The following is a 23,264-nucleotide window of genomic DNA, read 5'->3' as shown; positions in this document are numbered from 1 at the left end:
GAATACATCGAGTACTACAATACCAAACGTATAAAAGTGAAACTAAAAGGCCTGACTCCGATAGAATATCGAACTCAGGCCTTGAAAGCCGCTTAACAGAAATGTCCAACTTTACGGGGTCACTTCAGTTCTTAATGAACAGCGTGGCTTTGGTTTATGCAATTATCAAAAAGAAATACTAGACGCAGAAATGACAATCCTCGGTATCCAAACCATAAACGCCTTTACGAATGGCCAGATGCTCTGCGCCAGCGTTCACACCCATTTGATAACCTGTATCCAAAACAGTTTGATCCATAGTGAGTCGCTTAACTGCAAACGCTTCTGGCGGCGCAATCACCTTGATGGTCGCATCTTTGGGAGGGTTACGAATGAACTCCAAAGACTGGTTATAGTTTTCAGCACGTACCGCCATCGACTCCGCAATATTGGGGAATTTCTTTAACAGTTTTTTTAGCATCCATTGATGCTTTTGAGGCTTCATTCGGTAACTCAAAGGATGAGAAAGAATCACGGTAATGTCTCGTGCGCCGCGACGATAGGCTTCACGAACCGGAATTGAATCGGCTACACCACCATCGGTATAACAACCACCAGAGAAGCACGGCGTTTCACGATAAGCGATAGGTAAAGCGGTTGTCGCTTCCACCACGTTAGAGAGGTTTTCAGGCTTGATATGGTAGTAGTCTGCACTGCCTGTATCGACGTTTGTTACAGCTGCAATGAGTGGGATACTTGAAAACAGCTCACCACAATCGAGTGGGTAACGTTGGTTAGACTCATCCCACAGCCACTTCACGTCCACCAAGTTACCGCCTTTGGCAAAGCGAGTTGGATTAAAGAAGGTTTTGTCGGTCGCCATGGTAGTAATCACGTTATAGCTGCGCTTTGGCGCTTGAGATAAGTAACCAACAAGGTTCGACACGCCCGCAGATACGCCAATAGCAAAATCATAGGGACGGAAATCGTCTTGCATAAAGGCGTCCAACACTCCGGCTGCGAAGATGCCTCTCATTGCCCCACCTTCAACAATTAATGCGCTTTTACTCATCTCAAACTCTATTACTTTATAAACTGATAGCCGTAGGATAATCCCGTCCATCTTATAAAGATAATGGGATATGTTTATCAATTCGATAGGTAAAAACTATCAGTAGAAATGGGGGCTGAACTTCAGGGAATTCGCACTACTCACATGGATCGCGAATAGAGGCCAACTAATACTCGCATGATCAAAAAAGGCCGCTGAGTGATTCACTCAACGGCCTTTCAACTATTTAAACGAGTTTATTGATTACGACTTAAATTCGCTCACGTCGATTTCAAGCAGTTTACCAATGCCTTCACCGTATGCAGGATCGGCTTTGTAACAGTGTCTTAGGTGACGCAGTTGAATCTCTTTTGGCACGCCGCCTAGGTTACGAACAGTGTTATCAAACAGAATAGCTTGCTTCTCTGGTGTCATTAGGCGGAACAAGTCACCCGGTTGCGAGAAGTAATCTTCATCTTCACGGTGATCCCAGTGCGCTGCAGCACCATCGAGGTTCAATGCTGGTTCAGCGAAATCTGGTTGCTCAGCCCATTGACCTTCGTTGTTTGGCTCATAACCCAATGTGCTACCAAAGTTACCATCAACACGCATCGCACCATCACGGTGGTAGCTGTGTACAGGGCAACGAGGTGCGTTCACTGGGATATGCTGATGGTTAACACCCAAACGGTAACGCTGCGCATCACCATAAGCAAACAAACGACCTTGCAGCATCTTGTCTGGCGAGAAACTAATACCCGGAACCACGTTCGCCGGGTTGAATGCCGACTGCTCTACTTCAGCGAAGAAGTTTTGTGGGTTACGGTTTAGCTCGAACTCACCCACTTCAATCAACGGATAATCTGCATGAGGCCAGATCTTAGTTAGATCGAACGGGTTGTAAGATACTTTAGCTGCATCCGCTTCTGGCATCACTTGTACTTTCAGCGTCCATTTAGGGAAGTCTTGGTTATCAATGCTGTCTAGCAGATCACGCTGGTGACTTTCACGATCATTACCGATCAATTGTCCGGCTTCTGCATCAGATAAGTTCTTAATACCTTGCTGAGATTTGAAGTGGAATTTTACCCAGAAACGCTCGTTGTCTGCGTTAATAAAGCTGAACGTGTGGCTACCAAAACCGTGCATGTGGCGATACGTAGCAGGAATACCACGGTCACTCATTACGATGGTGATTTGGTGAAGTGCTTCAGGTAGAGAGGTCCAGAAATCCCAGTTATTCTTCGCGCTGCGCATATTGGTGCGCGGGTCACGCTTAACTGCATGGTTTAGATCTGGGAACTTAAGAGGATCACGAAGGAAGAATACTGGCGTGTTGTTACCCACCATGTCCCAGTTGCCTTCTTCAGTATAAAATTTCAATGCAAAGCCACGGATATCACGCTCAGCATCAGCGGCGCCGCGCTCACCGGCAACCGTAGTAAAACGTGCAAACAGGTCGGTCTTTTTGCCTATTTCAGAAAACAGTTTTGCCTTGGTGTATTTGGTAATGTCGTGCGTAACAGTAAATGTACCGTAAGCGCCTGAACCTTTCGCGTGCATACGACGTTCTGGAATGACTTCGCGGTCAAAATGCGCCATCTTTTCTAAAAACCAAACATCTTGAAGAAGTTGAGGACCGCGTTTACCCGCAGTTTGAACATTCTGGTTATGAGCAACAGGACAACCCGCAGCTGTAGTTAGTTTTTTACTCATGATCTATTCCTTAAGGTCCAAAGATGCAGCAATAGTGAGTGCACCTTGATATTTATACTGGCTTCCTTTCAAAAGCCCCTAAAATACTATGGATATAGAATAGACCTCTAATGGCATAAAATATAATCGTTTCTATTTATCGTTATAATCTATAAAACCTATTAAACGACTGATTTAGGAATCATATTCTAAGGCACTGACTAATCGAGTATTTTCCTTCCTAGTTTAAGCGTCGCTGCAATATTCCTAGCCGTTCTTGTCAGATTGTTTTCCGCCTCCTGCAGAACTTGGTCAAGTGACTGAGGAGAACGTACCGTACCAAACAAGCTGCTCATTTCTCCATAAAGAGCTTCTACTTCAGTTCCCAATGAGCCAGCAATACCTATGGTTGGAATACCTTGTAAACTCGCACGTTTAGCAATTCCGTAAGGTGTTTTGCCTTGCAGAGTTTGGTTGTCCATTTGCCCTTCGCCAGTAATCACAAGGTCGGCACCTTTCAACACGTCATCGGCTTGTAAAACATCCAGCACCATCTCAATACCAGGTTTGATTTGCATATTTAACAGCAAACCAAGCCCCATCGGTGTGCCACCAGCCGCACCATAACCCACGCGCTTGTGAACAGGATCATCACCACCAACACAACCTTGCGATTCAGCGATTTGAGCAAAATTCGCTAGCGCCTTATCAAGCATCAAGACTTGTTCGGGTGTCGCCCCTTTTTGTGGGCCGAATACGTGGCTAGCACCGTTGTCACCACACAGTGGATTATCAACATCGCATGCCACAATTAACTCGATATCAGCACAGCGCGAATCTAAGCCGGTAAGATCTATTGATTCGAGTTCTGCAAGTGCAGCACCACCTCGGTTAAGCTCTTGTCCATCATCATCTTGCACTTTGCTATCTAACAAGCGCCCACCTAGAGCTTGAACAATACCTGCACCGCCATCGTTAGTCGCACTGCCACCCAATCCAAGAATGATGGTTTGAGCACCCTGCTCTATCGCTTCCAAAATCAATTGCCCTGTGCCAAATGAAGAAGCAATCAACGGATCACGCTGCTCTGGTTTCAATAAATCCAAGCCCGATGCTGCAGCTATTTCAATCAATGCCGTTTTGTTCTGGTTATACTCCGATGGTTCTAACATCGCCCATTCAGCATTAACCAATGCGCCCAACGGCCCTTCAACTTGATGTGTTCGCTTTTGCCCTGCTAAGCCTTGCAGTAATACATCTACCGTACCTTCACCCCCATCAGCCAAAGGTAAGGTCACGTAGTCAGCGTCAGGGAAGATTTTACGAAAGCCCTTTTCAATACACGCCGCCACCGATACAGCCGATAAAGATCCTTTAAACGAGTCTGGTGCAATAACAATTTTCATACTGAGAGATCCAAAAGAATATTAGGTTTGATGAGTGCCCGACCCAAAAATGCCCCTATTGAAGATCAGCAAGCTAATCACTTAATAGGGGCAGTATATAAAGTAAATACTAAGCACATAGCGTCACCCTCACATTGAGGTTATTGATACCCGCAATTTGTGAGTTAGATCGACTACTTACATATTGGAATCATAGATTGAGAGCATCGACCGAAATTTTAGGCTGGGCAGAGTAGAGTTGCATAAATTGAAGATGATATAGTCCACGAAAATCAAATACCTTGGACACGACCATGCATTCTAGCGACATCATCAAATTGGCAAATTTAGGCGTTAATATCGAAATTTCAAAAGACTCTTCATTGCATCCTTCTGATGCGTTGGAAGTGGTAAAGATTGTTGCTGAAATCGGTAGCCAAATCACCATCAAGAAAAAGTACCACACGGACTACCTGATTCAGATGGCTGAAGTGGGCCGTGATCATGTGACGATTGCTGTTTAAACACTGTAGCTATTGCGAAATTGACATCACTTCTGCTGCTCTAAATAGCTTAAAGTGCCGAGTTGATATAAAAATGCAGCATATTGGGGGCAATATGCTGCATTTTCTCTTTTCGTTAGGAGCATGGAGAACGCAAAGAGAAACTGGTTAAGCATTCTAAGTAGCGCTAGTGGTCAAACAATCTCGGAATACCCGTTTGCACACAAACTTCATTCAAACGTTTTTGTGCCGTCAGTATATTCTCTTTCCAGCGTTCATCTTGAGCCCACATCTCGATCACGAGTGGTACAACGCACTCAGTCTCTTTCAACGTTTCAAAAATTGCATTGAAGTCAACTTCGCCATCACCAATCACTAAGTCTCGAAACTGCCCTTTGTACTCGTCAGTCACTTTATAAGTGTCTTTGAGGTGGATCTGAGTGATATGAGGCTTACTCAGTTTTAGTTCAGTCACTATGTCGTAATTCCAACCAGAAATATTGCCCACATCCGGATACGCCGTGAAATACGGTGAATTGACTTCGCGACTCAGTACTTCAAACTTACTCAAAGAGTTCAAGTAATCGGTATCCATGATTTCCACAGCGAGCATTACCCCTGATCTTTCCGCCAACTGCGCCGAAAGCTTCATGCCTTCAATGAACCTCTGGTGAGTCACCTTATCCGCTGGCTCGTAGTAAACGTCATACCCAGCCAGTTGGATGGTACGAATACCTAACTTATAAGCCAACGAGATCGCTTTCTCCATATGGATAACCGCTTGTTCTCGAATCGCAGGATAAGCAGATCCAAATGGGAACTTACGATGCGCGCTTAAACACATGGATTGCAGCGGTACGCCGTGCTTTTCACAAAGACGACGTAAGGCATAAACTTCTTCGTCATTCCAATCTAGTCGGCTGCGACGCTCGTCTGATTCGTCTACCGATATCTCAAGAAAATCAAAGCCGAGTTCTTTGGTTTGCTTAAGTTTATCTTCCCAGCTGAGTTCGTTAGGTAGAGCCTTCTCATAAAGCCCAACACGGTGGCGTAACAAGTTTTGATACATAACGCCTCCTAGTTCCAGTAGCGATCGATCTGAGCTTTTAGCGCTTCTGCTGTCTCTTTACCTTTGTCGCCTGCAAGTGCACGGCCTGCGATAAAGGTTTTCGCTTTAATGCCTTCAAATAGGTAAAGGTCTTCAGGCACGATGCCACCTGTGATAGAAAGCTCGACGCCCATTTCAGACAATGCACGCATCTTCACGAGATCTTCTTCAGTCCAGCCCACACCGGCTAATTCAGCGTCACGAGAACGGTGGTAAATCGCTTGTGAAATACCTAGGTCGACCCAAGATTGAGCGTCGTCCATTGTCCAATTACCGTAGATTTCGATTTGAATTTCACCATTAAATTCATCAGCAACTTTCTTGCATGCACCAATGGTTGCGATGTGTGCAGCAGCAGAAACGGTAATCCAATCAGCGCCCGCTTCGAATGCCATACGAGCCAAAATAGCACCGCCATCGGTGGTTTTCATATCGCATACAAGGATATGGCCTGGGTGATTCTTACGAAGCGTAGAAACCGCCGTCATCCCTTCTGCAAACGCCAAAATAGTGCCCACTTCAATCACATCAACGAAGCTTTCAACGTTGTTTGCCACTTCAATGGCAGCAGGAAGATTTGTTTGGTCTAGGGCGATCTGAATCATTGGTTTAGTCATGTTGTTATCCTTTAATTTGTTCACGTATTAGACGGGCTAAGCCATCATGGTTGTTATCTGTTGAGCACACGCGTTGAACGTGTGACTTGACGATGTCATCAGCATTGAGCATCGCTACGCCTAACCCGGCGTACTTGAGCATGGATATGTCGTTGTGGTTATCACCGACGGCAATCACGTCATCGGCGTGATAACCGAGTTCTGCGATGTATTCAGCAAGGCGTAGGCCCTTACTGTTACCTTTTGCAGCAAAGTCGATTCGGTTTGACCAAGAACGCTCACCGTTGAAGTTCTCTTCTATCCATGGGTGTTGCATTAATCGGTCTACTGAGTCTTGGCTACCTTCCACCACAAACTTCCAAACGTGTTCGGCTTGCTGAGCCGTTTCAATGAATGATTCCACTTGGTAAATTTGAGGGCGATGCTGCTCTGGTGCCGTTTCTGCCCAACTTTCCAATGCCAACATGTAGGCAAATGGGTTGTAGTGTGAGTACGTCATGGCATGCGTGATGTACATGACCATTTTGAGCTGAAACTCGTCTGCCATATCGATGAAGGTCAGCGCTTTGTCTTTATCTATGGAATTTTGAGTCAGTACCGTTTCAGTCTGATAGTCATAAACATAAGTGCCGTTACAGCAGATGATTGGCGTATCTAACCCCAATTCGTAGTAATAAGGTCGTGCTGCTGTGTGGTGTCGACCAGTCACAATCACGACATGACAACTTTGTTTGGCTTCTTGGATCGCCTTTTTCACTTCTGGATGAATCGTGTGATCATCCTTTAACACGGTTCCATCGAGATCTAACGCCAGCACTTTATACATAGAGTCCTCTCACTTATTCCCTGAAGTCGGGCCTAGTCAATATTGAAACTACTTAGAGTCGAAGCTCGTTAAACGGCTTACTTAAACAGCCTACTTAAACGAACAGTCGATTTACTGTTGGCCGTAATAAGCATTTTCACCGTGCTTACGCAGGTAGTGTTTGTCTGATAGCTCTGGCTGAATTTTGATGCCGCTGTTCAAGCTGCGCGTTGCCAACGCCATTGCAGAAACTTCTTCTAATACCACCGCGTTGTGAACCGCATCGTTGGCGTCTTTGCCCCAAGAGAAAGGCGCATGTCCTGCAACAATCACGCTGGGAACGGCCATTGGATCAATTCGGCGTTGCTTGAACTCTTCAATGATCACCAAGCCAGTATTTTTCTCGTACTCTTCAGCAATTTCAGAGTGAGACAATCGACGTGTACATGGGATGTCACCGTAGAAATAGTCCGCATGAGTAGTGCCCAATGCTGGAATATCGATACCCGCTTGCGCCCAAATTGTGGCACTGCGTGAATGTGTGTGAACAATGCCACTGACCTCAGGGAAAGCTTTGTAAAGCTCTAAGTGAGTTGCGGTATCACTTGAAGGATTAAGTTTCCCTTCAACAATGTTGCCTTCTAGATCGACGACCACCATGTCTTCAGCCGTCATATCACTGTATTCAACACCCGATGGTTTAATCGCTATCACGCCATTAGTACGGTCAAACTCAGAGACATTTCCCCAAGTGAATGTCACCAAACCGTACTTCGGAAGCTGCAAATTCGCTTCTAAGACACGTTGTTTCAATTGACTATATTTAGACATATCGACTCCTTAAGCCGCTTCCGCTTGCAACAAAGCAGCATCAATTAAACGCGCGACTTCTTCTGGGCTTTTGCAGGCACGAAGTTTCGAGAAATCTTCGTCAAATTCAATCAAGTTCGCCACTTGCATCGTCCCTTCGATGTGCTCTTCTGAATCCTTACCCGCAAGCGTGATCAGCACATCAACAGGCTCATCAACACCTTCAAAGATGATCGGCGTTTCAAGAACCGTTAACGCAAAGCCGGTAAGAATCACGCCATCTTCAGGACGGCAATGAGGCAGTGCGAACGCATCATGAATGCAGATGTAAGGGCCCTCTTCACCAATCGCTTTAGTAATCGCATCGTAGTAACGCTCTTCAGTAATGCCAGCTTTAACCAATGCATCAGTACCAAGCTTAATTGCGGCTTTCCAGTCAGATGCTTTTGCGTTCAGTAGGATAGAGTTATTCCTGATAAGAGATTCTTTTAAGTTCATGTTATTGCTCACTTATATAATTGTTTTTATTGGCTCAGCAGTGCGAGACCACTGAGCCGTTTATCATTATTTGTGGAAGTTGTTCTCAATGATGGAAACCAGTTCGTCGCCGAAAGTTTTCACCATGATCATGTTCTTAACCGCTAATTGTTGCTTACCTTCCGGCAGGCCAGTGATCTTCGCTGCAAGCGCAACCGACGTAACGATGATGTCGAATGAACCAAGGTGCGATTTGTAATCAGTAATGGCGCTGTTAAAGGTCGAGCTTGGGATGCCTTTCTTGTCCAAGTACTCTTTGATTTTCTTAGAACACATCATTGACGAACCTTGACCTGAACCACAGCACACTAAGACACGAACCGGTTTCTGGTCAGCTGCTGGTGAGACGCGAATTTCTGACGTTGCAGAAGCTGACGTCGTAGAAGCTGATGGCGCTTCAGCGGTTGCTGTCGATTGTTGTGGTACTGCGATTTCAACCTCGATGCCTTCAGGCGTTACTGCGGTCATTGTTTCAGCAGCAGCTTCTGCGTCTTCTTCAGCTCGTAGTTGCTTAGAAGCGAAGTACATGTAGACACCAGCTAAAGCCAGAATCCCGAAGAAGAACATATTAGAGCTCGAGATACCTTGCATGATAGGTGGGAAGACGAGAGCCCAGTCAGCCATACCCATCCAGCCATTAAACTCTGCACCCGATTGAGCAAAGATATGAATTGCCCAAGCAGAACCAACCACTTCGATGATGCCCATCACGAAACAGATCTTCATTACCGCTTTCCAGCCACCAAAGTGGTTAGCAAACACACCGATAGTTGCGTTCGAGAAGAACATAGGGATAAAGCCAGGAATAATCATGATAGGAGAATCAAAGGCTAACATTGCAAGAACGGCTGTGAATTGGCCAACAGCGCCCCACATGAAACCGAATACCATTGCATTTGGAGAATATGCGTAGATAGCTGCACAATCGATTGCTAAAACAGCATTAGGAATAAGACGTTGAGAAATACCGTTAAAGGCTTCTGATAACTCCGCTACGAACATACGGACGCCCGTTACAATAACTTGAATAGCGACTGCGAATTTCAGACCAGTTTCGAAAATATAGATAAACCAGTGTGTTTTTCCTGCCATGTCTTGAAGGTTATCAAGACCAAATGAAAGAAGAATAATGCCGAAGAAAGCAGTCATGACTAACGTTGTCGCTGCGATGCTATCGTGGAAAATGTGTAACCATTTAGGCAGTTTGATGTGGTCAACGCTGTCATTTTTGTCGCCAAGCTTAGGAGCAACCTTTGTCGCTACCCATGACGCAAACTGTTGTTGGTGACCAATAGAGAAACCCGCCCCGCCAGTCACTTCTTGAGTCGGCTTGAACATGATATTTGACGAGATACCCCAGTACAACGCCATCAATATTGCTGAATAGATGATGGTTTCCCACATACCTGCGCCAAGCACGAAGTAGAAAACAGCAATGAGACCAGCTTGTTGGAACATAATATGTCCCGTCAGCATGATGGTTCTAATACCAGTAATGCGGCGGAAGGCAACAAGAAGAATGTTCAGTCCCAGTGCCAACAATACTGCATACCCGACCCAAGAGTAATTGTCGCCCATGGTTTCCATGGTAGACATCATGGTTGTGTAAGGGTCTATCACTGACCCCGTCAATCCATGAATCTCACTCATTTTCAAAATCACCGGTTTGAAACCCGCTACCAATGTTCCTGCACCTACCTGAACTATCATGAAACCAACGATGGTTTTAATAGAGCCGGAGATAATAGTTGTTGCGTCACGCTTGAGTAGAATGTAACCCAGACAAGTAACAAGACCGAGTAGCAATGGTGCTTTGGTCATTACCTGACTGTAAAAAATATAGAAAATATCGTATAAGAATTCCATATCTTTACCCCTGATTAATTTTTAATTTTAATGGTTTGTAGGATGTGATGATGTCTAGTTTTGCTCACGAACTAAACTTTACCAATCAAAAGTAATCATTCAATGCTCACTTGTGATTACTTTGATTTATATCAATTAACCACACCCAGAATGTGCCTAATTGAGCTTCGGATCACACCGAAAAACAACTAAATGAATAAAATCAACAACTTAAAAATGATTGTGATTAAGATCTGGTTTTTATAGCGATGTAGTTTGACAATCATGACGGTGATTATTAGAATCAAAACAAATCAAAAGTAATCATCAAATTGTCACAACGACATAAAGAGTGATAAATATGAATGAAGTACAAAGACATAACGGCATTGTGTCGCTGTTAGAAGATATGCAGACAATAAACGTCTCACATATCATTGATAAATTTAGCGTTTCACCAGCTACAGCAAGACGCGACATCGCTAAACTGGATGAAGTTGGTAGGCTTAGAAAAATTCGAAACGGTGCAGAACGAGTAGAGACTCAGAAGAGAAAGTGGTCACCACTCAATATAAACAGCACTGATTTCTATGAAGAGAAAGCTGAGATTGCGCAAGCAGCAGCTGGACTTTGCGAGGCTGGCGATACAGTCGTGATCAACTGTGGTTCTACTGCGTTCCTACTTGGGCAACAGTTATGTGGGGAAGATGTTCAGATCGTAACGAACTACTTCCCACTCGCAAGCTACTTGATCAACGAAGATCATGACGATGTCATCATCATTGGTGGTCAATACAACAAAGCGCAGAACATCTTTTTAAATCCCGCGCCCAATTCACTGGGAGGCTATGCCGGAAACTGGATGTTTACCTCTGGTAAAGGCTTAACCGATGCTGGCCTCTATAAAGCAGACATGTTAACCGCTGTCGCAGAGCAGCAAATGCTTGAACAAGTCGACAAGCTTGTCGTTGTAGTCGACAGCTCAAAAGTTGGGCAACGTACTGGAATGCTATTTTGCAGCGCTAAGCAAATTGACATAGTCATCACCGGTAAAGAAGCCAACCCAGACGTCGTTAAGCGGATTGAAGCACAAGGGACGCAAGTCATCCTAGTTTAAATCCAGGGCGAGCAAGCCCACCAAATAATAATAAATTTAGCTCAGTGCCTTAATCAAAATTAGGGCGCTCGGTTCCCTACATCCAAAATTAATCAAATTATTGAAATAAAAGGTATTATCATGAGCAACGTAAACGAAATTACTCGCGAGTCTTGGATCCTAAATACATTCCCTGAGTGGGGCACATGGTTAAATGAAGAGATCGAGCAAACTGTCGTGCAACCGAATACATTTTCTATGTGGTGGCTTGGCTGTACAGGTATTTGGCTAAAATCAGAAGGTGGTGCAAACCTATCAATGGACTTCTGGTGTGGTACTGGTAAAAAAACACAAGCTGTTCAAAAAATGAAAAACCAACACCAAATGATGCGTATGGGCGGTGTTGAAGCACTTCAGCCAAACCTACGTACTGCAATCTTCCCATTGGACCCTTTCGCTATTAAAGAGATCGATGCAGTGATGGCATCTCATGACCACGGCGACCATATTGACATCAACGTTGCAGCAGCCGTTCTACAAAACGGTGGTGATCACGTTAAATTCATTGGCCCTAAAGCATGTGTTGATTTATGGATGAAATGGGGTGTGCCAGAAGATCGTTGTGTTATCGCGAAAGTTGGCGACGAGATTAAGATCAAAGACGTCAATATTAAAGTTCTTGATGCATTCGACCGTACTGCACTCGTGACACTTCCTGAAGGCACTTCTTCTTTAGACACTGATATCTTAGGTGGCATGGACGATCGTGCAGTGAACTACCTAGTAGAAACGACAGGCGGTTCAGTTTACCACTCTGGTGATTCTCACTACTCAAACTACTACGCTAAGCACGGTAATGACCACAAGATCGACGTTGCATTGCTTTCTTACGGTGAGAACCCACGTGGCGTGACTGACAAAATGACGTCTTCTGACATTTTACGTGCCGCTGAGTCTTTGGATTGTGAAGTCGTGGTTCCTTTCCACCACGATATCTGGGCTAACTTCCAAAATGACCCACGTGAGATAGAAATGCTGTGGAACATGAAGAAAGAACGTCTGCAATACGGCTTCGCACCTTTCTTCTGGCAAGTCGGTGGTCGATACACTTACCCAACAGATAAAGGTCGTATGCACTACCAACACTTCCGTGGTTTTGCAGATATCTTCAAAAACGACCCAGAACTGCCATACCGTGCATTCTTGTAATTAGAAAATCAACCAAAGAGGGAGCATGAGCTCCCTTTTCTTTATCTACTAAAATGGAATTTTTATGTTGTTGCGCGAATTTAAACATCACTTCAAGCGTGGTGATCTAGAATCAGCCGTCGCCGTTAACTCTCCAAATAATGATGGTTATTATCTAATGGTTCGAAGCAATAAATGGGGAGTAAATAGTTTCTTAGAGTCTGACAGAAAGCTGAAACCAAGAGTGTTCAAAACCCAACAAGCTCTGCTTAATGCAGCAAGGTCAATTGGCTTCAATCATCAATCAGTCGATATGCAAAACCTCTAGAGCCTTCTGACTCCCTCAGTTCATCACATGTTCCCCTTTGTCCATCTCACCTTTACACTGTGAATATTGAAACTCTGTTTGGATAGGTTAGGATCTCTGTCTAATACCAATAACAAGCCAAGACAGACGAGCAAAGCAATGAAAGTTGACTATCACAAACGACTGATTCCCGTTATCCGTTATCTAGAAAAACGCTTTAATGAGCCATTAAACCTGCCAGAAGTCGCGGCGTTAGCCAACTTTTCACCCTACCATTTTCATCGTACTTTTAAGGCCGTTCAAGGCGAGACCCTTGCAGATTTCATCAGACGATTGAGACTCGAAGCGGCAGCCAATGATCTCTTCAAATTCAAACAACCTATTATTAACGTCGCATTGGATTATGGCTTTTCATCGTCTCAGAGCTTTGCCAAGGCATTCAAACAACATTTCGGTGTCACACCGAGTGCATTTCGCGATTGCGAAGATTACCAAGCGTTCAGCGAGCTAACTCGAAATAGCAAGATTGGACACTCATTGCGCAAGAATGGAAACGATGCAATTGACGGCAATTCATATACTAACTCCGAACTTTCAACATGGAGTATGACAATGAAAACACAAAAATTTGAAGCATCAAAACTGGCGTATGTACGAGTGACAGGTCCCTATGGACAAGGCTATGAAGAGCCAAGCGGTCGTCTTTATCAATGGGCAGAAATGAAAGGACTAGCGAGTAATAGTTGCATCTTTATCTATCATGACAATCCAGAAATCACTCCAACAGAGAAGTGCCGAACAGACATCTGCTTGATGGTTTCAGACGACACTGAAGTGCCAAGTGGGATCGAATTAAAAGATTTTCCCGGTGGGCAATATGCGGTGATGAGACAAACGATCACCGAAGTCGGTCAATATGCAAAAGCATGGGATGATTTAATGAGTAACGTCATTGAATCCGGCATTGAAACCGAAGACCGACCTTGTTTTGAGCTCTACCACAGCTACGATCCGCAAACTCAGCATTCAGACGTCAGCTTCTGTACTGCAATTAAGTAACAAGAGTAAATACAATAACAAAGCCTACTTCGCGTAGGCTTTCGTCTCTTTAGATCGCTTTACACGTAGCGCTGCCGCTTATTAAAGCCTTTTGTTCCACTTCCCTTGATGGTCACGGTCGCAATTCTCTTGTGTATCGAAGTTCACGTGCTTATCGACATTTTTCAGTTGAATCCCAACTTGATTGAACGCTTGTTGGATAGCCCCAGAGACACACTGTTGACCTTCGCCATTTAAGAAGTTCGTTCTATCCTGATTGGTATCGAATACGCAGACAATTTTCAAACTTTGCGGGAATGAAGAGAAGTTGACCGAGTGAGTCACCCACAAAAAACCATCGAAGCCTTTCAGCGTGTCTTCACAAACGTCAGTTAACACGTCTCTGATTTGATTCTCGATTTTCTTATCTGATTTACGCATGCGGTAAAGGTCCTATTTAACACCTTAAAAAATAAGGTTTTTCGGTCAGTTTCGTACTACCTGATATTGGACACTGTGGCGGTTTCAAATGCAAAGTATTTATTGGGAAGAGGCGAGTAGAATATAGAGGAAACGCCTCATGCTTGATCACTGACGAGGCAATCAAACATGAGGCGAATACGAATTTACGAAGATCTTAGCTCGCCGCTTGTTCCCAATCCGTCAGTAACTTCATGATTACGCGAGAGTCTTGATGAGTCGCCATGGGCGCTACAAGTTGTGTGTCACCTTGCTCAACTGCTTGGCGGATATTACGCACTTGATAATGAAAGCCATCGCCTTGCGCTTCGACTTTCACTTCGCGTGTCGATGTTTCATAGATCTCAACCGTGAATGTATTGTCTTCGCTCGGTAGCCATGGGTTGGTGTCGAGTGTGATACAGCCTTTGCTGCCTAGAATCGTGAAGCCATGCTTTAAGCCGTGGTCTTCTGCGGTATGGATTTGCGCGGTAAAATGGTCGTTGAAGCGCATCATCGACGATGATTCACAGATGTTGCCATCTTGGCCACGTCGGCCGATTGCAGAGATCTGCAGATCATCAAACACACTTTCACCAAACTGGTGTTGTGCGACAGAGTGAATCAGCGACATTGGGTAGCAACCTAAGTTGTATAGCGCGCCCTTGCTCGCAGGGTTCACAAACTGATCAATCGCCGCAACGTATGAACCCTGAATTGAGCGCACTTCGCCAATCTCACCGGTTGCTAGTTCTTGATGAAGCTTGGCGATCAATGGATGATTCAAGTACATCAAACCTTCAGCAAAGAATACGTCCGCTTCTTTCACCGCTTGCAAAGCTTGCTCGGTTTTTTCCATATCAACCGACAGAGACTTTTCACACAAGATCGCTTTGCCTTTTTGAGCCGCTTTAATCACATACTCATGATGAACATGGTTTGGCAGAGCAATGTAGATGATGTCGACTGACTCATCTTCAATCAAGGCGTCATAGCTGTTGAAGGTTCGTGTTGGTTGGTATTGGGCAGCAAACTCGTTAAGTGTTTTTTCAGTACGACCAGCAACGGCATACAGCTCGCTTTGAGCATCGCCTTTGATCGCATCCGCCATTACGCCTGAGATAAAGCTGGTTCCTAGGATTCCCCATTTCATGTCTTAGATCTCCTGCTCTTGTGCTTTGATAGGTCCACGTTGCGTTTCGAATGCTTGCACTAATTCCGTAATGTCACGCTCAATAAACGCTTGGGTATGAGACATCACAAAATGCTGATTGATCGCTTCACGGTTAGCGTATTGCTCAAGCAAGATCACACGATCGCTTTGGTTTTGATCATAGGTTGCAATCGCTTGTAGGCAGCCCGGTTCGCTTTGCATGTCTAAACAAAACTGTTCGATAGCTTCGATCGCAGCAGCTCGCTCTATGTTGGTTTTGATCTTAAGTTCAGCAGTAACAAAGATGATTTCATTCGTTTGAGGCATTTCACGCTCTTATTTTAGTTAATTATCGGTTTGCCATTAATATAATTAACCCCTAATAATTGATAAACTCACCTTTTGTTTATTGTTTATCAACCAAGAGTGTTCAATGGATAAGTTAACCAGCATGAAAGTCTTCGTCTACGTAGTGGAACAGGGCAGCTTTCGTAGCGCCGCAAACCACTTCAACCTGTCGGCGACCATGATCAGTAAGCATGTCCATTCCTTAGAAACCAGTTTGAACTCTCAGCTGATCCACCGCACCACGCGTAAGCAATCGTTAACCGACTCAGGGCAGCTTTACTATCGTGAGTGTAAGCGAATTCTCGAAGACATCAGCAATGCTGAAAACCTGATTCAAACCTTGGAAAACCAGCCTCAAGGCACGGTAAAAATAAACTGCCCCGTCACCTACGGCAACAAGGTACTTGCCCCTATCGTAGCTAAGTTTCTCGCACATCACCCAACCATTAACGTTGAGCTGATGTTGAATAATGATCTTGTTGATCCTTACTCATCCGACATTGATTTGATTGTGCGAATTGGCGACCTGTCCGATTCAAGCTTGGTCGCAAGGTATTTAGGGGACTATAAGATGTGTTATTGCGCGGCGCCCGATTACCTTAACCAACATGCTGAGATCTGCGTGTTGGAAGACTTGGCGCAGCACCCGTCGCTTGGGTTCAGTTACAGCAGCCAAGCCCCTCACGCCACACCGAATAAAGAACGTGTGCGCTTGATGTCGAATAATGGTGATGTGTTGCGGTATGCCGCCCTGCAGGGTGTGGGCGTGTTGTTGCAACCTACTATCTTAGTCGCAGAAGAGATTGATCGTGGAGCGCTGTTGGAAATCCTACCCGGTATGGCGCCGTTACCAAAGCCGATTCACTTACTCTACAAAACCAAGCAACTGTCGTTAAAGAACCGAACTTTTGTCGAGTTTTTACTAGCCGCTCTTTCTGAGTAACTAAGCACTTTCTAAACAACAAAGACCGCTAGACTGTTTGCCAATGGCTCATCAAGCGCTTGCCAAGATCAGAAGGCGTGGTGTTGTGAACGATCATCTCATCACATTGATTGAACACCATGAAGTGTTTAAGTTCTTCGCATAAAGCGTAAATCAATGACTCATGGGTTTTAACTCTGTCTTCAACAACCAAGTTACGAATATTGAGTAAACGGGTCTTCCTGTCGACCTTGCAATTCATTCGCGCCACCAGCTTACCTTGCCACAGAATCGGCAAACTAAAGTAACCAAACTGACGCTTGGCCTCTGGAACATAGCATTCAAGGAGGTAGTCAAAGTTGAACAATGATTGCATTCGCTTTCGTTGAATCAGCAGGTTATCAAACGGAGACAGTATCTTCAGCTTGGTTCTGGAAAGAGGTTGATTCAGCAGTTCAAAAGCACCTGGCAGGACATAGTAATCAGAGCCTTGAATATCTACTTTCAGAACCTGCTTATCTTCAAGCATCTGTTGGAGTGCTCTCTGAATCAAAGGCTTTGTGTTCTTGAGTAGGTAGCTCATTTCCGACGCTATTCCAACTCCGTTAGCCTCTAAATAACGTGTTATCAGATGCTCGATGTACTCTTGTTCTGTCGGCTCAGAGGTATCAATTCCACTCGGTAGAACTCGCTCGGTTAGGTCATACACCTTATGAAAGTTCACTCGGCTCGGCACCATTAAGTCACCTTGCATAAACAAAGTTTCTAGCGCCTGTTTGGCAGGTTTACCGCCCCATCCGCCGGGGTTTGGTCTATCCCCTTCAAAGTCTTTCGCCATCAACGGCCCTTCATTCTCAATACGTTTGAGAACATGAGCCATCAATGCATCATCCTTTTTATACCAATGCTTGAGCTTGCCGCTCGCAAACCCATTCTTTCGATGTAGGCTGAAGCGGTAATCTCGAATGGGTAAATACGCGGCGGCATGCGACCAATACTCAAACACTTCTCGACGCTCTAACAGCTTATCAAGATGGTTCAGTTGGTAGTCTTGATTTCGATTCCACAACGTATGATGGTGGGCTCGCTGAATCACGGAAATGGTATCAATTTGCACATAGCCAAGGTTTTCAATCGCAGACAGCGTATTCGCCAAGGCGCCGCCATTACGTTGCTTTTTAGGCGGTAACTTTTGCGAAAGCAGTACAATTTTTTGCGCTTGAGCGAGTGAAAGTGATTCCATGTAATTCAGACTCTAATTGATACCAATGACTGGCTTATGATTCAGCAATAAGCTCTTGAAGGATTTGCTTATACGTTTCTACCGTCTGCGCGCCTGTCACTGCACTCTTGCGGTTGAATACCACGGTAGGAACCGCTGAGATGCCCATGCGTTGCCATTCAAACTCTTGCGCTTCAATTTGCTTTAAGTTGTCGATGTTCTTCAAGCGCTTCAGTGCCTTCGTTGAGTTTAGCCCAACCGCTTCAAGTTCTTGCGCGATGACCTCAAGATCAGACAGGTCTTTCTGCTCTGTGAAGTGAGCAGCAAAGAAGCGTAGCTTTAACTCAGTCTGTTTACCGTGCGCTAGTGCGAAATCGAGAAGCACATGCAGATGACGGGAATTGACCATTCTCATGCTGTCATAGAAATTGAAATCGAAACCAACCGCTTTGCCACGAGCCGCAAGTTGCTCACGCGAACTTTGGCTCTCTTCCGCACTAGAGCCGTATTTTCTCATGATGTGATCGCGCAGGTTTTCACCCTCTTGCGGCATATCAGGATTGAGCTCAAACGGCTGCCATTCAAGTTCAATTTGCTCTGCTAAGCCAAGCTCAGCAATAGCTTGCTCTAAGTTTTTGTAACCGACCACGCACCACGGGCACATTACGTCAGAAATAATATCGAGTTGAAGTTTCTTGCTCATCGTCATTCCAAATGATCATTGATAAGGCATGTCCGCTGTATAAGCAGGCATCCAATTTATCTTCAGACTACAACAACCTGAACAATCGTTCAAATTTAACTAACTGGATCTGTAGCCAACAAAAAAGCCAACTCATGTTACCGAGCTGGCTTTAATAAAAATCTGTTGGAGCTTAACCGCGTTACGCTAACAGCTTCTCTAGCACTTGGAACACACCTGCATCGACGTTACTTGGCGCCCCAAAACGAGCGATCTCTTTCAGCTTTGGATGTGCGTTTTCCATCGCGTAAGAGTGGAAGCTCTCTTTAAGCATTTCCAAGTCATTGAGGTAATCACCAAAGCTCATGGTCTGCTCGTAAGTGAAATCTAATGTGTTTTGTAGATGTTTAATCGCCGCGCCTTTTGACGCTTCAGCGTTCATCACATCCAACCAAATTTTCGCACTGACAACCACTTGGTAGTTCTCACCAAACTTGGTATCAATAGTTGGGTTCACTTGCTCTTGTGAACCGTCGAAGTGACAGATAGCCACCTTGATGAAATCGTCTTCTACCGCCAGTAAATCTTCTACTTGCTCACGGCGATGGTAGTACTTAGAGATCTCCGCTAAAGCACGCTCATCTTTGGTTTCAATGTATGCAGACTTCTTACCACAAAGCACTACATGTGCACCTTCAATGGCACGCGCTTCTTTAATGATGTCTTTGATGGCATCAGTATCAAGTAAGCAGCTGTAGAGCTCTTGGCCTTTGTGCATCACTAATGTGCCGTTTTCAGCAACGAACATCATGCGATCTTTTAGCGGGGAAAAGGTTTCCATCAAGCTGTAGTACTGACGACCCGATGCCGCAGCAAAAATGATGTCTTGAGCTTCTAAGCGCTCATAAAGATTGAAAAATTCTGGGTCTAACTTTCCATGTTCATTAAGCAGAGTACCGTCCATATCAGCAGCGATAAATTTGATGTTCTGTTGTGGCATTTCAGGGCTTACCTATAAGTAAAGATTAAAGTGTAAATTATGATTTTTCGTTATCTTGTGTAACGGTTCTGCCTTCGATTATATCGCTAGAGTAGCCAGTGAATGCAATGCTTATTTCTGAGCTCTAATAAATCGCTTCAAATGTGATTCAAACGCAAAACTGAGCTAACCGAAATGTCACTTTGAATGATTGAGTCCTACATACCAGAGGTGAACGAAACCCCTCCAGGCTATACGCTCCTTAGATCTCTATCACTTTATTTGTTGACCACTGTAATCATGATTCTAGCTATCACTTCGACTTTGTTTTGCATCGTTACCATCAAGTTTTTAATCACACTTGCCAATTTAGCGCGCCATCGCGTTCACATTACGCCTAAAATTTCGTTGAACCGAACCAAGTGGCCAACCGTGTCCATTATTATCCCTGCGAGAAATGAAGAAGATAATATTGAGACCAGCCTCAGTTCGCTAATGAAGCAAAACTACCCAAAAGACAGGTTTGAAATCATCGTGGTTGATGATTTTTCTACTGATTCGACAAGGGCCATTGTTGATACGCTAATCGACGCATCGAGTGTTAACGTTCGCTGCATATCGGGAAGGAAGTTACCACCCAATTGGCTAGGGAAAAGCAACGCTTGCATGGTGGGCTCACAGCAGGCAACGGGTGAGTATTTGTATTTTATCGATGCTGATACAAAGTCTGAACCCTTGATGCTACAGAGCGTTATCAATTTCGCCTCAAGACACAAAACGGATTTGCTGTCGTTCAACCCTAGGCAAGCATTCACATCAACCGTTGAGAAAATCACCTTACCCGGCATATTTCTTTCAATCGCGTCTTACATGAACTTCAAGAACGCAAACGACAAGTCAAAAGCAGACGCCATTGCTAACGGCCAAGCCATGCTTTTTACACGAAAGTCATACGATGCGGTAGGTGGACATACTGCGGTAGCCAGCGAGATATCCGAAGACATCGCTTTTGCAAAGCTCATGAAGATATGCGGTTTAAAAGCATTTTGGGCTTTTGCGGACGAACTCATGAGTACTCATATGTATTCCGACTTTGGTTCGATTTGGGCGGGTTTCTCCAAAAACATGAATCTTATTGTAAATTGCCAATCAAGATTCCAAGTACTTGGTGCATTCATCAAAACGAATATCATTGCATGGGCTGCCCCGGTGATGCTGCTTGTATCAACTCACTATTTCATCGGCGACCCTTCATCATTCAACGCCTATTCCTTAGCGATCAATGCTCTGATGTTGTTCGCTTCCATTGTCACTTATCTTATTTTGATCAAAGAGCTCTTTATACCAGCTCGTTATGCACTAACCGTGCCTTTGGGGATTTCGTTGCAAAGCTTGTTGATTCTCAACAGTTATCGCTTATCAAAGAACAATAAAATCACTTGGAAAGGACGAGCACTGTCGTGATCAGTAAGATTCTAACTTTCATTATGGTTGCGACGTCTTTTTCAGTGTTAGCGTTGGATGGCAATGAGTGGAAGCTCGTACGTAATAAGCAAGGCATCGAAGTCTACAATCGAAAAATTGAAGGTAACGACTTTAAGGAGTTTCGTGCAGAAGCTGATATCAAAGCCAATCTTACTTCAATCATCGCTTTGTTTACTGATACTTCAGTAGGCACTCAATGGGTAGAGAACATTGATGAAATGGAAGAGATAGACCACTTTAGTGAAGTACACACTGTCACTAAAACTTATACAAAAGCGCCTTGGCCCGTCTCGGATCGCGAAGCCATTGTCGAGAACTTTATCGAGCAAGATCCCGGCACATTAATCGTCATAATTAACCAAAACGGTAGGCCTAATTACCTTCCAAATGAAGATAAAAGTGTGGTCAGAGTGGCTCATTTAGAATCACGATGGGTTCTCACACCCCTGAACAACAATACAACTCATATTTCTTATCAAGTATTGAGTGACCCAGGAGGGTCTATTCCATCTTGGTTAATTAATATGGTTGCGGTATCTCAACCTTACAAGACACTTCTTGGTTTGTCTGAGATGTTGGGTTCACATGCATACGCTGATCGTACACTTGATTACATCAAGAACTATCAGTCACTTTAATGAAGTTGATTACCCAACACGACGCTGCTGAAACGGTGCAGCGAGGGTAGGCACAACCTACCCTCATCAGTTAATTCTAAGTTAAGTCTAAAGCTGCCAATGCATACAGTGCTTTTCGACAAGCTTCTTTATTTGAATGCACACTCGCGTCTAACTCACCAAACTCATTTCTTATAATAAGTCCTTCGATAAAAGTCATAACCGATTCACTGCGTAATTCGAGTATTGCAGTGTCTACTTCTTCATTACCTCTTACCACATCACGAATGCTGTTTTTGAGCCAAACTTTGTGCTGTCGCGAGAGCATCGCAATGTCATCTTCCGATTCTTTAAATTCGGCGAGCGCGTGCATGAACATACAGCCTTTAAAGTCAGGTTGTTCAAACCATGTAAGGTGCCAATCTAACAGCGCATCGAGTTGGTTTTGTAATCCAGAAGTTGATGACAGTTCTGCTTCTAAACTCGACTCGAAACGCTGATGACGCCTTTCTAACACGGCTTCAATCAGCTTGGTCTTCGATCCAAAATGGCGGTACATGGAGGTTTTGGAAACCGCCGCCTCATCACGAATCATATCTACCCCAACAGCGGTATAGCCATACTGATTAAATAGCGATTCCGCTACATCCAGAATCAAATCTTTTTTACTCATCGTTAATCAACCTTAAAATCGCTCTGAAATAGCTGAGCTCACTTTCTCGTTGCAAGAAGTGTACAGATCTGTATGATTCAAATCAAACAGTACAGATCTGTACACTTGCAATAAAAGAGATAACAAGAGGAAATGATTATGATCGGTAAACTATCTGGTGGTGGAGCCCTTCCTCCGAAAGCAAGCATAAGCCAACTGATTAGAGGTTTTATTGGCGGTACGCTGGGCATCTTAACCTTGTGCTTATTAGCAGAAAGTTCTGGGGTTGCGTGGTTAATGGCTCCATTTGGCGCCACTTGTGTGCTTCTATTTGCTGTACCTACATCGCCGTTAGCTCAACCGAGAAACGTCATTGCGGGCCACTTTATTTCGGCTGCTGTTGGTCTAATCGCGTTATATGGTTTTGGGGATTCCTATTTAACCATGGCAATCGCAGTCGGCTCATCCATCATGCTAATGCAATACTTTCGAGCGGTTCACCCACCCGCTGGCGCTAATCCTATTGTGATAGCTTTAGCAGGTACTACGCATGTGGATTGGACGTTCTTATTTACTCCAGTATTAATCGGCAGCATCGCTTTGGTTGGTATCAGTACGCTATTGAATAACAGCTATTCACAACAAAAGTGGCCGTTATACTGGTTTGGTTCATCCAAGTCTTAGTCCGTTGAATTTCAATGATAAATATGGATTTTGACATCCAATTTAGAAGCAAATTGAAAGATCACATTGACCCTTATATAAAATGGGCTTACTATTA

Annotated in this window: 26 protein-coding genes; 10 read left to right on the top strand and 16 right to left on the bottom strand. The window is 44.4% G+C overall.

The genetic code is table 11. The features are described from left to right. Window positions 1-96, top strand: a 96-nt coding sequence (locus tag L3V36_RS22925) for an IS3 family transposase (RefSeq protein ID WP_137409013.1), incomplete at its 5' end; no start/stop codon positions are given. An 82-nt stretch (window positions 97-178) separates the two neighbouring features. Here L3V36_RS22925 and L3V36_RS22920 read toward each other — a convergent pair. From L3V36_RS22920 to L3V36_RS22910, 3 genes are all read right to left on the bottom strand, one after another. Beyond that, complete coding sequence (locus L3V36_RS22920) at window positions 179-1,051, bottom strand: patatin family protein (RefSeq protein WP_102448316.1); 873 nt, start codon at window positions 1,049-1,051, stop codon at window positions 179-181. A 243-nt stretch (window positions 1,052-1,294) separates the two neighbouring features. Continuing rightward, window positions 1,295-2,746: a catalase gene (locus tag L3V36_RS22915; RefSeq protein WP_102448315.1), complete on the bottom strand. Its 1,452-nt coding sequence runs from the start codon at window positions 2,744-2,746 to the stop codon at window positions 1,295-1,297. Between the two features lie 200 nt (window positions 2,747-2,946). Continuing rightward, complete coding sequence (locus L3V36_RS22910) at window positions 2,947-4,131, bottom strand: glycerate kinase (protein ID WP_208775694.1); 1,185 nt, start codon at window positions 4,129-4,131, stop codon at window positions 2,947-2,949. Window positions 4,132-4,424: 293 nt separating this feature from the next. Here L3V36_RS22910 and L3V36_RS22905 point away from each other — a divergent pair, with 293 nt between their 5' ends. After that, window positions 4,425-4,634: a hypothetical protein gene (locus L3V36_RS22905; RefSeq protein ID WP_076677299.1), complete on the top strand. Its 210-nt coding sequence runs from the start codon at window positions 4,425-4,427 to the stop codon at window positions 4,632-4,634. A 166-nt stretch (window positions 4,635-4,800) separates the two neighbouring features. On the opposite strand, the gene L3V36_RS22900 is transcribed toward L3V36_RS22905, so the two are convergent. From L3V36_RS22900 to L3V36_RS22875, 6 genes are all read right to left on the bottom strand, one after another. After that, a complete protein-coding gene (locus tag L3V36_RS22900; RefSeq protein ID WP_102448313.1) occupies window positions 4,801-5,682 on the bottom strand; it encodes an L-ribulose-5-phosphate 3-epimerase in 882 nt (293 codons plus the stop codon). A gap of 8 nt (window positions 5,683-5,690) precedes the next feature. After that, window positions 5,691-6,338, bottom strand: coding sequence for a 3-keto-L-gulonate-6-phosphate decarboxylase UlaD (locus tag L3V36_RS22895; RefSeq protein ID WP_102448312.1), 648 nt, complete (start codon window positions 6,336-6,338; stop codon window positions 5,691-5,693). 4 nt (window positions 6,339-6,342) lie between these two features. Beyond that, on the bottom strand, window positions 6,343-7,164 hold the full coding sequence (locus tag L3V36_RS22890; protein ID WP_102448311.1) for a pyridoxal phosphatase: 822 nt from the start codon (window positions 7,162-7,164) through the stop codon (window positions 6,343-6,345). 111 nt (window positions 7,165-7,275) lie between these two features. Then, window positions 7,276-7,974, bottom strand: coding sequence for an L-ribulose-5-phosphate 4-epimerase (locus L3V36_RS22885; protein WP_102448310.1), 699 nt, complete (start codon window positions 7,972-7,974; stop codon window positions 7,276-7,278). 9 nt (window positions 7,975-7,983) lie between these two features. Then, entirely contained in the window at window positions 7,984-8,451 is a 468-nt protein-coding gene (locus tag L3V36_RS22880) for a PTS sugar transporter subunit IIA (RefSeq protein WP_102448309.1), read from the bottom strand. A 66-nt stretch (window positions 8,452-8,517) separates the two neighbouring features. Next, a complete protein-coding gene (locus L3V36_RS22875; RefSeq protein WP_017089477.1) occupies window positions 8,518-10,356 on the bottom strand; it encodes a PTS ascorbate-specific subunit IIBC in 1,839 nt (612 codons plus the stop codon). Window positions 10,357-10,696: 340 nt separating this feature from the next. Here L3V36_RS22875 and ulaR point away from each other — a divergent pair, with 340 nt between their 5' ends. The 4 genes from ulaR (at window position 10,697) to L3V36_RS22855 (ending at window position 13,985) form a co-directional block, all read left to right on the top strand. Next, window positions 10,697-11,452, top strand: a complete 756-nt coding sequence (gene ulaR / locus L3V36_RS22870; protein ID WP_017081776.1) for an HTH-type transcriptional regulator UlaR — start codon at window positions 10,697-10,699, stop codon at window positions 11,450-11,452. Window positions 11,453-11,572: 120 nt separating this feature from the next. Further along, window positions 11,573-12,640, top strand: a complete 1,068-nt coding sequence (gene ulaG / locus L3V36_RS22865) for an L-ascorbate 6-phosphate lactonase (RefSeq protein WP_017094816.1) — start codon at window positions 11,573-11,575, stop codon at window positions 12,638-12,640. A gap of 64 nt (window positions 12,641-12,704) precedes the next feature. Next, window positions 12,705-12,947: a hypothetical protein gene (locus L3V36_RS22860; RefSeq protein WP_017078551.1), complete on the top strand. Its 243-nt coding sequence runs from the start codon at window positions 12,705-12,707 to the stop codon at window positions 12,945-12,947. Window positions 12,948-13,085: 138 nt separating this feature from the next. Next, the gene (locus L3V36_RS22855) at window positions 13,086-13,985 is read left to right on the top strand and encodes a GyrI-like domain-containing protein (RefSeq protein WP_017094817.1); all 900 of its coding nucleotides are present in this window, start codon (window positions 13,086-13,088) and stop codon (window positions 13,983-13,985) included. A gap of 81 nt (window positions 13,986-14,066) precedes the next feature. Here L3V36_RS22855 and L3V36_RS22850 read toward each other — a convergent pair whose 3' ends face one another. The 3 genes from L3V36_RS22850 to L3V36_RS22840 form a co-directional block, all read right to left on the bottom strand. Beyond that, window positions 14,067-14,405, bottom strand: a complete 339-nt coding sequence (locus tag L3V36_RS22850; protein ID WP_102448308.1) for a Fis family transcriptional regulator — start codon at window positions 14,403-14,405, stop codon at window positions 14,067-14,069. 196 nt (window positions 14,406-14,601) lie between these two features. Further along, window positions 14,602-15,576: a Gfo/Idh/MocA family oxidoreductase gene (locus L3V36_RS22845; RefSeq protein ID WP_208775693.1), complete on the bottom strand. Its 975-nt coding sequence runs from the start codon at window positions 15,574-15,576 to the stop codon at window positions 14,602-14,604. A 3-nt stretch (window positions 15,577-15,579) separates the two neighbouring features. After that, window positions 15,580-15,903 (bottom strand): antibiotic biosynthesis monooxygenase, encoded by a 324-nt coding sequence (locus L3V36_RS22840; RefSeq protein ID WP_017081771.1) that lies wholly within the window; start codon window positions 15,901-15,903, stop codon window positions 15,580-15,582. A gap of 106 nt (window positions 15,904-16,009) precedes the next feature. Here L3V36_RS22840 and L3V36_RS22835 point away from each other — a divergent pair, with 106 nt between their 5' ends. Next, the gene (locus L3V36_RS22835; RefSeq protein WP_208775692.1) at window positions 16,010-16,867 is read left to right on the top strand and encodes a LysR substrate-binding domain-containing protein; all 858 of its coding nucleotides are present in this window, start codon (window positions 16,010-16,012) and stop codon (window positions 16,865-16,867) included. 28 nt (window positions 16,868-16,895) lie between these two features. Here L3V36_RS22835 and L3V36_RS22830 read toward each other — a convergent pair whose 3' ends face one another. The 3 genes from L3V36_RS22830 to L3V36_RS22820 all read right to left on the bottom strand — a co-directional run bounded on the left by L3V36_RS22830 (window position 16,896) and on the right by L3V36_RS22820 (window position 19,750). Further along, entirely contained in the window at window positions 16,896-18,089 is a 1,194-nt protein-coding gene (locus tag L3V36_RS22830; protein ID WP_208775691.1) for a crosslink repair DNA glycosylase YcaQ family protein, read from the bottom strand. 34 nt (window positions 18,090-18,123) lie between these two features. After that, window positions 18,124-18,771, bottom strand: coding sequence for a DsbA family oxidoreductase (locus L3V36_RS22825; RefSeq protein WP_208775690.1), 648 nt, complete (start codon window positions 18,769-18,771; stop codon window positions 18,124-18,126). Between the two features lie 181 nt (window positions 18,772-18,952). Continuing rightward, window positions 18,953-19,750: a Cof-type HAD-IIB family hydrolase gene (locus L3V36_RS22820; RefSeq protein WP_208775689.1), complete on the bottom strand. Its 798-nt coding sequence runs from the start codon at window positions 19,748-19,750 to the stop codon at window positions 18,953-18,955. A 279-nt stretch (window positions 19,751-20,029) separates the two neighbouring features. Between L3V36_RS22820 and L3V36_RS22815 the strand changes: the two genes are divergently transcribed. Next, the gene (locus tag L3V36_RS22815; RefSeq protein ID WP_208775688.1) at window positions 20,030-21,193 is read left to right on the top strand and encodes a glycosyltransferase; all 1,164 of its coding nucleotides are present in this window, start codon (window positions 20,030-20,032) and stop codon (window positions 21,191-21,193) included. Next, window positions 21,190-21,852: an START domain-containing protein gene (locus L3V36_RS22810; RefSeq protein ID WP_208775687.1), complete on the top strand. Its 663-nt coding sequence runs from the start codon at window positions 21,190-21,192 to the stop codon at window positions 21,850-21,852. The genes L3V36_RS22815 and L3V36_RS22810 overlap by 4 nt, the downstream gene beginning before the upstream one ends. 76 nt (window positions 21,853-21,928) lie before the next feature. Here L3V36_RS22810 and L3V36_RS22805 read toward each other — a convergent pair whose 3' ends face one another. Then, window positions 21,929-22,504 (bottom strand): TetR/AcrR family transcriptional regulator, encoded by a 576-nt coding sequence (locus L3V36_RS22805; protein ID WP_208775686.1) that lies wholly within the window; start codon window positions 22,502-22,504, stop codon window positions 21,929-21,931. A gap of 138 nt (window positions 22,505-22,642) precedes the next feature. Between L3V36_RS22805 and L3V36_RS22800 the strand changes: the two genes are divergently transcribed. Then, entirely contained in the window at window positions 22,643-23,167 is a 525-nt protein-coding gene (locus L3V36_RS22800) for an HPP family protein (protein WP_208775685.1), read from the top strand. Window positions 23,168-23,264 lie beyond the last annotated feature (97 nt).

The sequence above is a fragment of the Vibrio sp. G-C-1 genome, assembly GCF_021728015.1.
GTDB classification, from domain to species: domain Bacteria; phylum Pseudomonadota; class Gammaproteobacteria; order Enterobacterales; family Vibrionaceae; genus Vibrio; species Vibrio splendidus.
This window is presented reverse-complemented; position numbering and strand designations above follow the sequence as displayed.

What these genes read in the sequence shown, in the direction of transcription:
- L3V36_RS22815 (WP_208775688.1), top strand. Translation starts at nt 20,030, where the DNA reads ATGATTCTAGCTATCACTTCGACTTTGTTTTGCATCGTTACCATCAAG.
- L3V36_RS22855 (WP_017094817.1), top strand. Translation starts at nt 13,086, where the DNA reads ATGAAAGTTGACTATCACAAACGACTGATTCCCGTTATCCGTTATCTA.
- L3V36_RS22805 (WP_208775686.1), bottom strand. Translation starts at nt 22,504, where the DNA reads ATGAGTAAAAAAGATTTGATTCTGGATGTAGCGGAATCGCTATTTAAT.
- L3V36_RS22800 (WP_208775685.1), top strand. Translation starts at nt 22,643, where the DNA reads ATGATCGGTAAACTATCTGGTGGTGGAGCCCTTCCTCCGAAAGCAAGC.
- ulaG (WP_017094816.1), top strand. Translation starts at nt 11,573, where the DNA reads ATGAGCAACGTAAACGAAATTACTCGCGAGTCTTGGATCCTAAATACA.
- L3V36_RS22920 (WP_102448316.1), bottom strand. Translation starts at nt 1,051, where the DNA reads ATGAGTAAAAGCGCATTAATTGTTGAAGGTGGGGCAATGAGAGGCATC.
- L3V36_RS22845 (WP_208775693.1), bottom strand. Translation starts at nt 15,576, where the DNA reads ATGAAATGGGGAATCCTAGGAACCAGCTTTATCTCAGGCGTAATGGCG.
- L3V36_RS22835 (WP_208775692.1), top strand. Translation starts at nt 16,010, where the DNA reads ATGGATAAGTTAACCAGCATGAAAGTCTTCGTCTACGTAGTGGAACAG.
- L3V36_RS22895 (WP_102448312.1), bottom strand. Translation starts at nt 6,338, where the DNA reads ATGACTAAACCAATGATTCAGATCGCCCTAGACCAAACAAATCTTCCT.
- L3V36_RS22825 (WP_208775690.1), bottom strand. Translation starts at nt 18,771, where the DNA reads ATGAGCAAGAAACTTCAACTCGATATTATTTCTGACGTAATGTGCCCG.
- L3V36_RS22860 (WP_017078551.1), top strand. Translation starts at nt 12,705, where the DNA reads ATGTTGTTGCGCGAATTTAAACATCACTTCAAGCGTGGTGATCTAGAA.
- L3V36_RS22905 (WP_076677299.1), top strand. Translation starts at nt 4,425, where the DNA reads ATGCATTCTAGCGACATCATCAAATTGGCAAATTTAGGCGTTAATATC.
- L3V36_RS22885 (WP_102448310.1), bottom strand. Translation starts at nt 7,974, where the DNA reads ATGTCTAAATATAGTCAATTGAAACAACGTGTCTTAGAAGCGAATTTG.
- L3V36_RS22910 (WP_208775694.1), bottom strand. Translation starts at nt 4,131, where the DNA reads ATGAAAATTGTTATTGCACCAGACTCGTTTAAAGGATCTTTATCGGCT.
- L3V36_RS22820 (WP_208775689.1), bottom strand. Translation starts at nt 19,750, where the DNA reads ATGCCACAACAGAACATCAAATTTATCGCTGCTGATATGGACGGTACT.
- L3V36_RS22880 (WP_102448309.1), bottom strand. Translation starts at nt 8,451, where the DNA reads ATGAACTTAAAAGAATCTCTTATCAGGAATAACTCTATCCTACTGAAC.
- L3V36_RS22830 (WP_208775691.1), bottom strand. Translation starts at nt 18,089, where the DNA reads ATGGAATCACTTTCACTCGCTCAAGCGCAAAAAATTGTACTGCTTTCG.
- L3V36_RS22915 (WP_102448315.1), bottom strand. Translation starts at nt 2,746, where the DNA reads ATGAGTAAAAAACTAACTACAGCTGCGGGTTGTCCTGTTGCTCATAAC.
- L3V36_RS22900 (WP_102448313.1), bottom strand. Translation starts at nt 5,682, where the DNA reads ATGTATCAAAACTTGTTACGCCACCGTGTTGGGCTTTATGAGAAGGCT.
- L3V36_RS22840 (WP_017081771.1), bottom strand. Translation starts at nt 15,903, where the DNA reads ATGCCTCAAACGAATGAAATCATCTTTGTTACTGCTGAACTTAAGATC.
- L3V36_RS22850 (WP_102448308.1), bottom strand. Translation starts at nt 14,405, where the DNA reads ATGCGTAAATCAGATAAGAAAATCGAGAATCAAATCAGAGACGTGTTA.
- ulaR (WP_017081776.1), top strand. Translation starts at nt 10,697, where the DNA reads ATGAATGAAGTACAAAGACATAACGGCATTGTGTCGCTGTTAGAAGAT.
- L3V36_RS22890 (WP_102448311.1), bottom strand. Translation starts at nt 7,164, where the DNA reads ATGTATAAAGTGCTGGCGTTAGATCTCGATGGAACCGTGTTAAAGGAT.
- L3V36_RS22875 (WP_017089477.1), bottom strand. Translation starts at nt 10,356, where the DNA reads ATGGAATTCTTATACGATATTTTCTATATTTTTTACAGTCAGGTAATG.